General features: G+C 72.3%; 11 protein-coding genes. 6 read left to right on the top strand and 5 right to left on the bottom strand.

Going from position 1 to position 13,728, the window contains the following annotated elements:
- Window positions 1-15 precede the first annotated feature (15 nt).
- On the top strand, window positions 16-2,382 hold the full coding sequence (locus ACFP6A_RS12965) for an MMPL family transporter (protein WP_379604164.1): 2,367 nt from the start codon (window positions 16-18) through the stop codon (window positions 2,380-2,382).
- 38 nt (window positions 2,383-2,420) lie between these two features.
- On the opposite strand, the gene ACFP6A_RS12960 is transcribed toward ACFP6A_RS12965, so the two are convergent.
- Window positions 2,421-2,759 carry a carboxymuconolactone decarboxylase family protein gene (locus ACFP6A_RS12960; protein WP_379604163.1) on the bottom strand — a complete coding sequence of 113 codons (339 nt, stop codon included), beginning with the start codon at window positions 2,757-2,759 and terminating at the stop codon, window positions 2,421-2,423.
- 191 nt (window positions 2,760-2,950) lie between these two features.
- Between ACFP6A_RS12960 and ACFP6A_RS12955 the strand changes: the two genes are divergently transcribed.
- Genes ACFP6A_RS12955 through dsrO form a run of 3 tightly spaced genes read left to right on the top strand, consistent with a single transcriptional unit; the run spans window position 2,951 to window position 7,191 of the window.
- Window positions 2,951-3,910: a DmsC/YnfH family molybdoenzyme membrane anchor subunit gene (locus tag ACFP6A_RS12955; RefSeq protein ID WP_379604161.1), complete on the top strand. Its 960-nt coding sequence runs from the start codon at window positions 2,951-2,953 to the stop codon at window positions 3,908-3,910.
- 42 nt (window positions 3,911-3,952) lie between these two features.
- Window positions 3,953-6,460, top strand: coding sequence for a molybdopterin-dependent oxidoreductase (locus ACFP6A_RS12950; protein ID WP_379604159.1), 2,508 nt, complete (start codon window positions 3,953-3,955; stop codon window positions 6,458-6,460).
- A 2-nt stretch (window positions 6,461-6,462) separates the two neighbouring features.
- Window positions 6,463-7,191: a sulfate reduction electron transfer complex DsrMKJOP subunit DsrO gene (gene dsrO, locus ACFP6A_RS12945; RefSeq protein WP_379604157.1), complete on the top strand. Its 729-nt coding sequence runs from the start codon at window positions 6,463-6,465 to the stop codon at window positions 7,189-7,191.
- 97 nt (window positions 7,192-7,288) lie between these two features.
- On the opposite strand, the gene ACFP6A_RS12940 is transcribed toward dsrO, so the two are convergent.
- Window positions 7,289-9,850 (bottom strand): DUF4153 domain-containing protein, encoded by a 2,562-nt coding sequence (locus ACFP6A_RS12940; protein ID WP_379604156.1) that lies wholly within the window; start codon window positions 9,848-9,850, stop codon window positions 7,289-7,291.
- A complete protein-coding gene (locus tag ACFP6A_RS12935) occupies window positions 9,847-10,542 on the bottom strand; it encodes a response regulator transcription factor (protein WP_379604154.1) in 696 nt (231 codons plus the stop codon). The genes ACFP6A_RS12940 and ACFP6A_RS12935 overlap by 4 nt, the downstream gene beginning before the upstream one ends.
- A 111-nt stretch (window positions 10,543-10,653) precedes the next feature.
- Between ACFP6A_RS12935 and ACFP6A_RS12930 the strand changes: the two genes are divergently transcribed.
- A complete protein-coding gene (locus ACFP6A_RS12930; protein ID WP_379604152.1) occupies window positions 10,654-11,775 on the top strand; it encodes an NAD(P)/FAD-dependent oxidoreductase in 1,122 nt (373 codons plus the stop codon).
- Between the two features lie 81 nt (window positions 11,776-11,856).
- On the opposite strand, the gene ACFP6A_RS12925 is transcribed toward ACFP6A_RS12930, so the two are convergent.
- Together ACFP6A_RS12925 and ACFP6A_RS12920 are read right to left on the bottom strand one after the other, a co-directional pair.
- A complete protein-coding gene (locus ACFP6A_RS12925) occupies window positions 11,857-12,504 on the bottom strand; it encodes a hypothetical protein (RefSeq protein ID WP_379604151.1) in 648 nt (215 codons plus the stop codon).
- A gap of 125 nt (window positions 12,505-12,629) precedes the next feature.
- Complete coding sequence (locus tag ACFP6A_RS12920) at window positions 12,630-13,262, bottom strand: class I SAM-dependent methyltransferase (RefSeq protein ID WP_379604149.1); 633 nt, start codon at window positions 13,260-13,262, stop codon at window positions 12,630-12,632.
- 72 nt (window positions 13,263-13,334) lie between these two features.
- Here ACFP6A_RS12920 and ACFP6A_RS12915 point away from each other — a divergent pair, with 72 nt between their 5' ends.
- Complete coding sequence (locus tag ACFP6A_RS12915) at window positions 13,335-13,694, top strand: rhodanese-like domain-containing protein (RefSeq protein ID WP_379604147.1); 360 nt, start codon at window positions 13,335-13,337, stop codon at window positions 13,692-13,694.
- Window positions 13,695-13,728 lie beyond the last annotated feature (34 nt).

The raw sequence follows: 13,728 nt of genomic DNA, 5'->3' as shown, positions 1-13,728 counted from the left end.
ACTGAGGAGGACCGCGTGTCCACGTTCCTGTACCGCCTGGGTCGCACCGTCTACGGCAGGCCGTGGCCGTTCATCATCGGGTGGTTGCTCGTGCTCGCAGCGGTCGGGGCCGCCCTGGTGCTGAACGGGGTGAGGGTCACCTCGGAGATGAAGATCGACAACACCGAGGCCCAGCAGGTGCTCGACCGCGTCGCCGAGGAGCTGCCGGAGGCCTCCGGTGGCCAGGCCAGCGTGGTCTTCACCGTGCCGGAGGGGGAGCAGCTGGAGACCCCGGAGCGGATTGCCGCCATCGCCGGGACGGTGCAGGAGGTCTACGCGCTCGAGCAGGTGGTCGATCCCGCGGACCTGGCCCAGGCCGCTGGGCAGTCGCCAGTGGCACCCGGCGCGGAGCAGCCGCCGGGTGGTGAGCAGGCGCCGCCCGCTGCGCAGACGCAGCCCCCGACTGACCTCGGCGCCCAGATCCCGCCGTACCGGCCGCTGGTCGTCGACGGCGTCCCGGTCCCCGGTGTGCTGGTCTCCACCCAGGCACCCGTGGCGCTCTTCCAGTTCCAGTTCACCGTGCCGTCGACGTCGCTGACGGACGAGCAGGTGTCCTCGGTCCTCGACGTGGTCGAGGACGCCGGAGCGGGCACCGGTCTGCAGGTCCTCCCGAGCGACTCGCTGAAGGCGATCACGATCCCCGTCGGTCCTGCCGAGGTCGTCGGTCTCGCAGTCGCTGCCGTGGTCCTGGTGCTGACGCTCGGCTCCCTGGTCGCCGCGGGTCTCCCGCTGGTCACCGCCCTGGTCGGGGTGGGGATCGGGGTGGGCACGGCGTTCGCGGTGTCGACGACGGTGGAGATGAACAGCTTCACCCCCGTCCTAGGGCTGATGATCGGCCTGGCGGTCGGGATCGACTACGCCCTGTTCGTCGTCAACCGGCAGCGGCGGCTGATCATCGACCAGGGCCTCGATGCCCGGGAGGCTGCCGGCCGGGCGGTCGGTACGGCGGGCAGTGCGGTGCTCTTCGCCGGTCTGACGGTGATCGTGGCCCTCGTTGCCCTGACGGTCATCGGGATCTCGCTGCTCACCACGATGGCTCTGGTCGCGGCGGGTACGGTTCTGCTCGCCGTCCTCATCGCCATGACCCTGCTCCCGGCGCTGCTCGGACTCGTCGGGGAGCGGATCGTCTCCGCCCGGAGCCGCCGCACCGGGCACGCGCGCCGTGAGGCAGAGCGCCGCGGCGTGGCTGACCGCTGGGTCAGCACCGTGGTCCGGTTCCGCTGGCCGGTGATCGTCGGTGTGGTCACGCTGCTCGGGGTCGGAGCCGTCCCGGCGGTGAGCATGGACCTGGGCCTGCCCACGGGTGCGACCGCCAACACCGACACCGCCGCCCGGCAGAGCTACGAGGCCGTCACCCGTGGGTTCGGTGAGGGGTTCAACGGTCCCCTGCTGGTGACCGTGGAGTCCCGCCAGGGTGACGCGCTCGACGTCCAGACCATGGGCGCGGTGACGCAGCAGCTGCAGCAGCGCGAGGAGGTCGTGGCCGCTGTGCCCGTCGGGATCAGCCGGGACGGGCAGATGGCCGTGCTCAGCGTGATCCCCACCACGGGCCCGGACGACGACGCCACCGCCGACCTCGTCGAGAGCCTGCGTGCCCCCACGTCGCCCGTCGCGCAGGCCCACGACGTCGTGATCGGTGTCACCGGCTTCACCGCCATCGCGATCGACATGTCCGATCGCCTCGCCGAGATCGTCCCGGTCTACCTGGCGCTCATCGTCGTCCTGTCGCTGCTCATCCTCCTGGTGGTGTTCCGCTCGGTCGTCGTCCCCGTCCAGGCGACCATCGGGTTCCTGCTCAGCATCCTGGCGACGCTCGGGGTGACCACCGCGGTGTTCTCCTGGGGCTGGCTCGGGTGGCTGGTGGGCATCGACACCGGCGGGCCGCTGATGAGCTTCATCCCGGTGATCGCCACCGGGATCCTGTACGGCCTGGCGATGGACTACCAGGTCTTCCTGGTCTCCTCGATGCGAGAGGCCTACGTGCACGGTCATCACGGCAGCGCCAGCGTGGTGCACGGGTTCGACCAGGCCAGCAGGGTCGTGGTCGCCGCCGCCGTCATCATGGTCTCGGTGTTCGCCGGCTTCGTCTTCACCGACGACGTGATGATCAAGCAGATCGGGTTCGCCCTGGCGATCGGCATCCTCATCGACGCGTTCCTGGTCCGGATCACCCTGACCCCGGCGCTGATGGCGCTGTTCGGCGACAAGGCGTGGTGGCTGCCGCGCTGGCTGGACCGCATCCTGCCCAACCTCGACGTCGAGGGCCACCGCCTGACCCGGATGCTCACCCAGGACCCGGACAGCAAGGAGACGCCTCGGCCCGCTGCCGTGGGGAGGCGGTAACCGCGCCGCGACGGCTGGCTGCGCTGTCGCGGCGGGGCTCAGCCCTGCTGCGGCTGCGCAGCCACCACGTCGTCGACCCACCCGAGGCCGCTGATCGCGGTGGGGAACCCGCACGTCGTCACCGCCAGCATGGCGACCGCCCGCAGCTCGTCGGGGGTGACACCTAGCGAGAGGGCCTTGCGGGCGTTCGAGCGCACCGCACCCTCGGACTGCGAGCCGACGGCGAGGGCCAGCTTGAGCAGCCGCACGGTGCGCTCGTCGAACGGCGCAGCAGCCGTCATCTCCCGTGCCAGGGCGTCCTGGGCCGTGGCGACCGCCGGGTAGCGGTCCCGGAACTCCTGGTAGACCGCCGGCAGGTACTCCGCTGGCTCCGCCATAGTCCTGTGCCTCCTCGTGCCGGGACCTCCCGGACTCCTCACGTCGCGGCGAGGGCCGCCGTGAGCGGCACCCTACCGGCGCAAGGTCGCCCGAGGTTTCAGGGTCCAAGGACCTATTACGAACCTCGGGCCCGGGCCGCGACCCTGGCACCGCAGGCCGGCGACGCCGGCACCCTTGACCGGAGGCAGGCATGACCACACCGACCCTGATCGAACCCACCTTGATCGAACGGGAGCGGACCTACGACCGGTTCGCTCCCCACCTGGTTCCGCAGCCGTACTGGCGGTTTCCGCACGCTCTGTGGTTCTGGGCGATGGGGTTGGGGGCCGGCACGTTCATGGTGCGGCACGCCTTCTCGATCGCCGACACCGGAACGGTTCTCGGACTGTCCCTCCTCGACGTCCTGGGTCTGGTCCTCGTCGGCATCGGCGGGCTGATCCTGATCCTCGACCTCGGTCGTCCGGAACGCGTGCTCAAGGCGCTGAAGCGGCCTGACCGGTCGTGGATCGCACGCGGCGCGATCGCCGACTTCGTCTTCCTCATCGTCGGCGCCGTCTACCTGCTCCCCGGTTGGTTCGAGGCTCTGCCGTGGACCGACGAGCCCTTCCTCGAGGCCAACCTGACGGCACAGGTGATGATCGCCGTCGCCTTCGCCGCCGCTGCGCTCATCATCGCCTACCCCGGCATGGTGATGTACGAGGGACTGTCGATCCGCCTGTGGCACTCCGCGCTGGTGCCGGCACAGTTCATCGCCCACGCGCTGACCTCGTCGATGGGGCTGACGCTGCTCGTGCTCGCCGTGGGGGGACGTCTCGAGCAGGTGCAGACCGAGCTCGCGATCGGCTTCCTCGTCGGACTCGTCGCCACCTTGGGCCTTACCCACATGTACGTCGTCGAGCGTGCCCACGAGCACTCTCCGGCCGCCCGGGCCGGGTTGCACCGCCTGCTGCGGGGGCGCATGGCCGGCCACTTCTGGGTCAGCGTCCTGGTCGGGTACGGCGTCCCGGTCATCCTCACCCTCATCGCCCTCGCTGCTCCCAGCACCGGTGCCGTGCTGCTGGCCACCGGCGGCGCGCTCAGCGTGCTCGGCAGCCTGCAGTTCCGCTACGCCCAGCTCTGCGCCGGCGTCAAGGTCACCCCGCTCGGCTGAACCGCCGCCCCTCGATCGCACCGACCTACTGGAGTCCTTCCCATGACACTGACAGCACCTCTACCGCTGCTGCCCGCCGAGGGTGAGCAGGTCTTCTCCACCGCCTGCACGCCAAACTGCTGGATGAACTGCCGGATCTACGCGCACGTCCGTGACGGAAAGCTCGTGGAGACCACCGCGGCTCCGCTGCCGGACCCGCGGTACAACCGGATCTGCCTGCGGGGTCTCAGCCACCCGCAGCGCGTGTACGGCACCGACCGGATCACCACCCCGCTGCGTCGAGCCGGCAAGCGCGGAGAGAACCTCTGGGAGGAGATCTCCTGGGACGAGGCGCTCGACGAGATTGCCACCAAGCTGACCGGAATCAGGCAGCGGTACGGCAACAAGGCCGTGTGCTTCGCGCCACTGTCCGGCAGCTACGCCATCCTCAACGGCGCACTGGCCGGTGCTGCGCACCGCATGGCCAACGTGCTCGGGGGCACGCTGGCGGTCGACTCCATCGACCTCGGCCTGGCCACTGGCGAGACCCAGGTCGCGGCCAACCTGGCCAGCGGGATGGCAGCCTGGATGCTGGCCCACCAGCCCGAGGACATCGCGAACGCGCGCACCATCATCGCGTGGGGCACCAACGTCACCGAGTCGCAGGTGCACAACTGGCACTTCTTCGCCGACGCCCTCGACAACGGCGCCAAGCTCATCGTCATCGACCCCCGGTTCTCGGAGGCAGCCAGCAAGGCTCACATCTGGGTCCGCCCCCGCCCTGGCTCGGACAGTGCGCTGGCCATGTCCATGGTGAACACGGTCATCGAGGAAGGGCTCTACGACGAGACCTACCTGCGTGCGCACACCGTGGCCACCTACCTGGTCCGCGAGGACAACGGTCTGTTCCTGCGCGCCAACGACCTGGACCCGGCGGCGGACGCGGTCGTGCTGGCTATGGACCCCGGCACCGGGAAGCCGGTCCCGGCTGACGACAACACCGCCACGACGGCCATCTTCGGCACGTTCCAGGTGGACACCGCCGACGGCGCCGTCACCGTCCGGCCGGCCTTCCAGCTGCTGGCCGACACGGCGGCCCAGCACAGCCCCGAGGCGATGTGGGACGTCACCGACGTCGAGCCCGCGCTGGTGCGCGAGGTCGCCCGTCGCTACGCCACCGCTGGACCGTCCTTCATCTACTCAGGGATGGGCATCGACCGGTGGGACAACGCCGATCTCGTCGGCCGGGGACTGGCTACGCTCGGCGTCATCACCGGGCAGATCGGCAAGCCCGGTGCCACGCCACTCGGCTCCCTCATGGGTGGCACCGCGATCAGCATCATCTTCACCCCCGGCGTCCTGGACGAGTGGACCATGCCGACCGGCACCCACACGGCCAAGCTGAACTACCTGCTGCTCTACGACGCCGTGGCCAAGGGCGTCGTCCAGCAGTGGGTACCCGCCGACCCGGACAACCCCTTCGCGGGACCGCGATCGGACACCCCTGAGCCGGTGGAGTGGCCAGTCAAGGCGATCATCTTCAACGCCTCGAACTTCGTCAGCAACTTCCCGAACCAGAACCGCATCCGCAACGAGATGCTTGCCGAGGACAACCTCGAGCTCGTCGTCAGCCTCGAGATGGTCATGAACGACACGGCGCGGATGGCCGACATCGTCCTGCCGGTCACGAGCTGGTTCGAGAACGACGACCTGTGCGCGGGGATGCACCCGTTCCTCATGCGGCAGCAGAAGGCCATCGCCAACGTCGGTCAGGCACGGTCGGACTACGAGATCTTCGGTGCGCTCGCCCAGCGCCTCGGCGTCGGCGAGTACTTCACCGAGGAGCCCACCGTGTGGATCGACCACATCGTGGACAGGATCGCCGAGGTGCTGCAGCGGCCGCAGGTGGCCGAGGAGTTCCGGCGCGACGGAGTGGCCCGGCTCTTCGACGCCGGCTACATCCCGCTGGCCGACGGAGGGTTCATGACCCCGTCCGGCAAGGCGGAGTTCTACGCCGAAGGTGTCATCGTGAACTTCCCCGAGTCCATGCCGTCGCTGCGAGTCCCGGTGACCCGCGGGGTGGACCCGTTGCCGCACTTCGAGCCCCCGTTCGAGGCGTGGCGGGACAACCCCAAGTTCGCCAGGTTCCCGCTCGTGCTCAACCAACGGCACTCCAAGTACCGGGTGCACAGCACCTGGTACGAGGTGCCGGTACTGCGCGAGATGGACCCCGAGCCCCTGGTCGAGCTCAACGAGCGGGAGATGGCCGCCCGTGGTCTCGTCGACGGGGACGTCGTCAGAGTGTTCAACGACCGCGGTGAGGTCTACCTCAAGGTCCGCACCAACAACGCCTACCCCGACAACACCTGCAACATCAACAAGGGGTGGCAACGGCACCAGTTCCTGGCCGGTGGCTACCAGGAGCTCACCCACGAACAAGCCAACGTCCGGCACTACAGCTGCTCGTTCTTCGACGTCCTGGTGCAGGTGGCCAAGGTCGACCCGGCCACGGTCCCTGCCATGCCCGAAGCCCAGCGACGCGGCGCCCCGACCCTCGTGAAGGAGAAGTGACCATGTCGAACGCTTCCACCAAGACACCGGCTCGTGCACGCCGGTGGGGCATGGTGATCGACCTCAACCGGTGCATCGGCTGCCAGAGCTGCTCGGTCTCCTGCAAGATCAAGAACAACCTGCCTGAAGGCGTCTGGTGGAACCGGGTGCTCACGGTCGAGGGCGACGAGATCGACCAGGTCGGCGGCTCGGTCGAGCACCCCGCCCTGACGTTCCTGCCGCTGGCCTGCCAGCACTGCGAGGAGCCGGCCTGTCTGCCGGTGTGCCCCACCGGGGCCACCTACAAGCGCGACGACGGCATCGTCGGCATCCACTCCGACGACTGCATCGGCTGCCGCGCCTGCATCCAGGCCTGCCCCTACGGCGTCCGGATCTTCAACGAGAAGGCGCCCAAGCGCCCCACCGAGCACGCGCTCGGCTCCTCGGCGGTCACCTCAGGGGTCCGCGGCACGGTGGAGAAGTGCGACTTCTGCATCGACCGGATCGACGCCGGAGCGCTGCCGATGTGCATCGAGACCTGCCCGGCCCGGGCCCGGTTCGTCGGCGACCTCAACGACCCGGACTCCGAGGTCTCCCGCCTCATCCGTGAGGAGGGCGCCCTGCAGCTGCAGACGGACATGGGCACGAACCCCAGCGTCTACTACATCCCCGTCCAGCGTCGCGCGGTGCACCGCACGGGCCTCGACACGATTGCCGTCGAGCCGAGCACCATCGCCGGGGCGCGTTCCTAGGCGCCGACCACCACCCGGCCGACAGGCTGGCCGGACGAGCTGGCCACGGACCGCAACCCGGTCCGTGGCCAGTGGTCGTCCGGGTCAGCCCTGCGGGTCAGCCCTGCGTGTCGGCGCACCGCACGTCGACGGCGGGGACACCCGTTGCGGGGGCCTCGGTCAGGGCGGCGTGCGCGCGGGCCCACCCGAGGTTCCAGTCCTGCCAGCGAACGGGTGCCCCGTCGTCCCCGGTCAGCACGCACGCCCGCTGACCGGCCGGCAGCTCCACGAGCACCGGGACCGCGTCGGCGGACAGACCGGCCAGGTAGTCCCAGTCCACCTTCCCGGTCGCGGCGTACCGTTCGAGGTTGCGCTCGGCGATCCACGCGTCCGGGTTCAGTGCCACGAGCCCCAGCAGGGTCGCGACGCCGGTCAGCACGGTGAACCGGGGCAGCCAGCTGCCGCGCAGTCGTACGCCGGCGACCAGCACGGCGAGGACGACGAGGCCGAGCCAGGTCTCGAACACGCCTCCGAGCAGGCGCAGCCTGGTCACGCCGTACGCCTCCTGGTACAGCGACAGCCGGTGCAGCGCTGAGGTGACGACGACGAGCGTCTGGGCGCCCAGCAGTCCTAGCGAGATCCGCAGCCACAGTCGGTCCAGCCGGTCGTCGACCCGGGCACGCCGTGCGGCGGCCGAGGCCACGAGCAAGGTCAGGGCAGTGACCACGGTGAGCTGTCCGAACCCCTGCCGGGCGTACTCGGCGTAGGTCAGTCCCGTCGTCCGCAGGACGTCGTGGCCACCGAGGAGGACGGTGGTCTGGGCGAGGAGGAACACCGCAAGCACGCCGTCGACGACGAGAACCGGCGCCAGCCACTCGAAACGGTGACCAAGGCGGGCGGACGGACCCCGTGCTGCGGCCCGGTCGACGGGCGGAGGATTGAGCGCGAGGTACGCCGCGGCGAGCACCGCCCCGCCGACTGCGACCGTGACGAAGCCGCGCAGGACGAGCGTGTCCGTGCGGACCGCAGGCAGCACCGCGTCCGCCCACCGCGCCAGCAGCGCGTCCGCGGAGACGAGCAGCGCACCGAACACGACGAGCCCGACCAGGGACCAGACCGTCGTCCGCAGCACGGCGGCCCCGCGGCCGCGGCCGGTCAGCTGTGCCAGCGTGCGCCCCAACCAGGGCAGCCCCCGCAGGCCGGCCACCGGCCAGGCCAGCCCGGACAGCACAGTGCCCGGCACGGTGCGGGTCGCGGTGACGGTGACGACGCACAGGGCCGCGCCGACGACCAGAGCCAGAACGACGACCCAGTCGGCGTCCCGCAGGACGCTCGTCCCGGCCAGCAGGAAGCAGAGCACCGCGCCGGTGAGCAGCGCCGGGGACCGACGGCTCCACGCCGCCGCCAGCACCACCGCCCCGGCCGCCAGCAGCACGAGGAACGTGCCGAGACCGAGGTCGGGCAGCAGCGCGGCCGCCAGCACCCCGACCGCCGCCGCACCGGCCAGCAGACCCGGTCGCGGGCGCGGGTCCCGCTCGGGCCAGAACCGGCCCAGGGTCTCCTCGACGAGCGGCCGGGCGGTGACGAGCCGCGTCCCGGCGTCAGCGTCCCGGACGCCGTCCGGGACGCCGTCCTGGACGTCGTCCGGGTCGTCGTCCGGGCCCGCGGCCCGCGCCGTCGCCTCGACCGGCAGGTCCACCCGGACGAGGGCTCCGGGCCCGCCGTCCGGTGGGTCGAGGACGGCGATGCGCCCGCCGTGCAGCTCGGCGACCCAGCGGGCGATGGCCAGGCCGAGGCCGGTGCCCCCGCCGCCCTCAGCGGCCCGCAACGTGCCGAACCGTTCGAGCACCCGCTGCCGGTCCGTGGGGGCGATGCCGGGTCCGTGGTCGCGGACCTCGAGCCGGTACCGATCGCCGTGCACGGTCGCGCTGACGTGGACCGTGCTGCCGGCCGGGGCGTGCCGGGAGGCGTTGTCGAGCAGGTTCGCGACCAGCTGGTGCAGCCGGGCCGGGTCGGCGCGGACGACAAGGCCCTCCGGCCGCACCTCGACCTGGACGTCGACCGACCGGTCCAGCACCCCGACCTCGGCGGCGGCGTCCTGCAGCAGTTCCGCGAGTGGCACCGGGACGGGGTCCAGCGGCGCCCGCCCGGCGTCGACCCGGGCGAGGTCGAGCAGGTCGCCGACGAGGCGGTTGAGCCGCTCGGCCTGCACGAGGGCGACGGCGAGCGATCGGTCCTGCGGCGTGACGACCCCGTCGGCGACGTTCTCCAGCACGGCGTACAGGCCGGCCAGGGGGGTGCGCAGCTCGTGGCTGACGTTGGCGACCAGCTCGCGTCGCTGGCGGTCGACCGCGGCCAGGTCACGGGCCATCGTGTTGAACGCCCGGGCAAGGTCACCGACCTCGTCCGCGGACGCCTCGTCGACGCGCACGGTCGTGTCGCCAGTCGCCATCCGCCGGGCCGCCTCTGTCATCTGCCGCAGCGGGGCGATCATCCCCGCGGCCAGCAGCTGGGTCACCGCGAGCGCGATGAGCACCGTCACCGGCAGGCTCAGCCACAACGGCACGCCGGCGGTGTCGCCGAGAACCGCCACCCCGGCGGTGACGAGCACGCTGACGACGACGAGCAGGCCGAGCTTGACCTTCAGCGAGGACACCCCCGCCAGCGGCTGACCGGTCACCGCTCCGTCCCGGGGCTCACCGGCTCGAGCGCGTAGCCCACGCCGTGCACGGTCCGGACCCGCTGCGCGCCGATCTTCGCGCGCAGGCCCTTGACGTGACTGTCCACCGTCCGGGTCCCGGACGCACCGGGCCAGTCCCAGACCTCCGTGAGCAGGCGCTCGCGGGTGACGACCGCGCCCGGGGTCGCGGCCAGGAACAGCAGCAGGTCCAGCTCGGTGGGCGTGAGCCGCACCTCCCGGCCGGCGACCCACACCCGCCGGGTGGTGCCGTCCACGCGCAGGTCGCCGAGGTCGCGAGGTCCGCCGGCCAGTGCCGCGGCCCGCTCCACCCGGCGCAGCAGCGCGGCCACCCGGGCGACGAGCTCGCGCATCCGGAACGGCTTGGTGAGGTAGTCGTCCGCGCCCGCGGTCAGGCCGCGCAGGACGTCCGCCTCCTCCGTGCGCGCGGTGAGCATGAGCACGGGCACCGGCCGCTGGGCCTGGATGCGCCGGCACACCTCGTGCCCGTCGAAGCCGGGCAGCATGACGTCGAGGACGACGACGTCGGGACAGTGCGCGGCGAACGCCGCGACCGCCGCCGGCCCGTCCACGGCCCGGACCACCTGGTAGCCCTCGGCGACGAGCCGGTCGCTGACCGACCCGGCGATCACCGGGTCGTCCTCGACGACGAGCACGCGGCGGCGGGGTGTCATGGAGGCAGGCTATGAGCACCGCGCCGTCAGAGCGGGGACGCGATGTGCAGATCCTGTGCAGGGACAGCGCCCGGCACCTCGCCGGAGGTGCCGCGCAGCCACGATGGTGGGGTGCCGACCTCAACCTGTGTCGACGTCCTGGTCGTCGGTGCCGGTCTCGCCGGCCTCTCCACCGCCACCGGGCTGGCCCGGCGGGGCCACGACGTCCTGCTTGTCGACCGGCGGACGTCACTGTCCGCAGCCGTCCGGACCACCGGCATCTTCGTGCGTCGAACCCTCGACGACTTCCCGCTGCCCGAGGCGCACCTGGGGCCGCCTATCCGGCGAGTCGTCCTCTACCCGCCCGGGATGCGCCGCTCGGTGCCGCTGACCAGCGGCCGGGACGAGTACCGCGTCGGCGACATGGCCGCGCTCTACGAGTCCGCCGCCCGGGAGGCGACCGCGGCCGGCGTCCAGGTCGCCACCGGGACCCGTTACCGCGGGCGGGACGCGGACGGCGTCGCCTACCTCGAGCGGTCCGGCGTCCCGGACGCCGTCCGAGCGCGGTTCGTCGTCGGCGCGGACGGGGCCCGCTCGCGGGTCGCCCGCGACCTCGGGCTGGACCGGAACACCGCGCTGCTCATCGGCGCCGAGGAGGTCTACGCCGTCGCCGCCCACGACGAGGAGCCCTCGTTCCACTGCCTGCTCGACCCGCGGCTCGCCCCCGGGTACCTGGCCTGGGTCGTCGACGACGGCCAGCACGCCCACGTCGGCATCGCCGGGTACCCCGACCGGTTCCGCACCGGGTTTCGACCCACCCTCGACCGGTTCGCCGCCACCGCGCCCGCCAGGGTCGGCGTCCGGCGGGCCGGGCAGGTCGAGCGCCGCGGCGGGCCGATCCCGGTCGGGGGGCTGCTGCGCCGCATCGCCGGCCCGGACGGGCTGCTGGTCGGGGATGCCGCCGGTGCGGTGTCCCCGCTCACTGCCGGCGGGCTCGACCCGTGCCTGCGTCAGGCCGGTCTGGCCGTCGACGTGCTTGACGACGCGCTGCGCACCGGCCGCCGAGACGCGCTGCAGCGCTACGACGGAGCGAGCCTGCGGACCCGGTTCCGTGGCCGGCTCGCCCTGCGCAGGGTGCTGGCGGGGGTCCGCGACCACCGGACGGTCACCGCCGCGTTCGCCGTCCTGGGCACTCCGGTGGGGCGCTACGCGGCCCGGCGTGTGCTGTTCGGGGACCGCTCCTTCCCCGGCTGAAGCGGTTCGTTCACCGGGCTGGGTGGCGGGATTGCATGATCACGGCGGGGTGGGGGAGTGTGGGGTGATCGCTCCACCGGTCTACCTGGTCAGGTCGCTGCCGACACCTCCCGAGTCTCGCTGCGCCGGTGCCGCAGCGGGGCCCGGGCCGCCGCCGTGGTGCTCGCCGGGCGCCATGCCGGAGTCCCGCAGCAGCTCCGAGACCAGCCGACGGCTCGTCTCCAGGGTCTCGGAGAGCCGTTCCAGGCCGACGTCGAGCCGCCCGGCCTCGAGCGCCCACTTCGCCGACGACATGCCCTGCACGACGGTGTCGTTGATCTCGATGGCGTCCCGGTGACGTCGCGCGGCGGCCTCCAGCGCCGCTCGCTGGCGCTCCGCCGTCCGCAGCCGGTCTGTCGCGTCCCCGAGCAGCCAGCCGAGCAGCAGCAGCGGGACGGCCCGGGACGCCCAGTCCAGCAGCGACAGCCCTGCCCCCGTCACGCCCGCCCACACGCCGAGCAGCAGCAGCGAGAACAGTCCTGACCAGACACCAGCCTGGCGGCCGAACGCCGCGGCGAGCAGCGTCACTGGAAGGGCGTACAGCAGGGCCACGGTGTCGGAGCCGGCGCCGCCGGCGAACCGCAGCGCGGTGACCGCGGCGAACAGGACCCCGGCGACGGCGAGCGTGAGCGCGGGCCGCTGGCTGAACCAGGGCCCGCGCACGGTGGAGGACCGGATGGAGGCAGACATGTCCGGACCAGCGTCCGCGGTGTCCCGCGCCTCGCTCCAGGGTCCTTGGTCCCGGTCTGCTCGACCCCGGTCTGCTCGACCCCGGTCTGCTCGATCCCGGTCTGCTCGATCCCGGTCTGCTGGGCTCACGCGCGGTCCTCCGGAGGGCGGACCGCGACGACGAGGCAGTCCAGGGCCGTGCGGTCCGGGCCGTCCTCGGCCGGTACCGGACGTCGCACCTGCTCCGCCCGGTGGATCACCAGTCCACTGCCGGCGAGGTCGGCGACGACGTCGTCGGCCGTGTACAGGACGGCCGGGTCCTGAGGGCCGCCGGCACCTGCGGTCAGGTTGTCCCGGTCGTGGGCGACGACGAGCAGTGTCCCGCGGGGGGCGGTGCCGGCGGCGGCGTTGCGCAGGGCGACCCGCCGCTGCTCCGCCGGCAGCTGGAGGTAGGCCACGACGACGAGGTCGAAGGCCGCCACCGGGGGCGACCAGCGAGTCACGTCGGCCTGTACCGTGACGAACCGGTCTGCGGCGTCACCGAGCCGGTGCTGCGCGAGCTCGCGGGCCCGCTGCAGGCCGACGGCGGAGAAGTCCACCGCGGTCACCTGCCAGCCCCGCTCGGCAAGCCACAGCCCGTTGCGTCCCTCGCCGGCGGCGACGTCGAGGGCCCTGCCGGGCGTCAGCGGCCCCGCCACCTCCTCGACGAACCGGTTGGGACCGGCCGACCAGACGAGGTCAGCTGCCGCGTACCGCTCGTCCCACCGGGAGCCGTCCATAGGTCCTCCTTTGGAATACATACCCAGGGGGGTATGTTGTCGCACCTGCCGCCGATCTGCTGGAGGACAAGCGTGGGACTGTGGAACCTGTTCGGCAACCGGCTGCCGGCCGTCGACGCCGAGACCGCCCGGGAGCTCGTGGCCGGCGAGGCCGTCATGCTCGACGTCCGCGAGGCCACAGAATGGCGGGCCGGGCACGCTCCGCACGCCGTCCACGTCCCGCTGGGGCGGATCGCGGAGGCGCCGAAGCGGCTACGGGCGGGCCGGCAGGTCGTCGTCGTGTGCCGCAGCGGCAACCGGTCGCGGCAAGCCACCCGCAGGTTGCGTGAGCTGGGCATCGACGCGGTGAACCTCCGTGGCGGCATGCGAGCCTGGCAGGCCGCCGGCGGGGCAGTCGTCGACGGCCGCAACCGCCCCGGCGTCGTGGCCTGATAGCCCCCGGCGCTGCGCCTGCACCGGGCTTCGA

Origin of the sequence: Quadrisphaera sp. GCM10027208 (assembly GCF_042658805.1) — a bacterium.
GTDB lineage: Bacteria > Actinomycetota > Actinomycetes > Actinomycetales > SCSIO-59966 > SCSIO-59966.
Note: the sequence above shows the minus strand (reverse complement) of the source record. Positions and strands in the feature narration are given on the sequence as shown.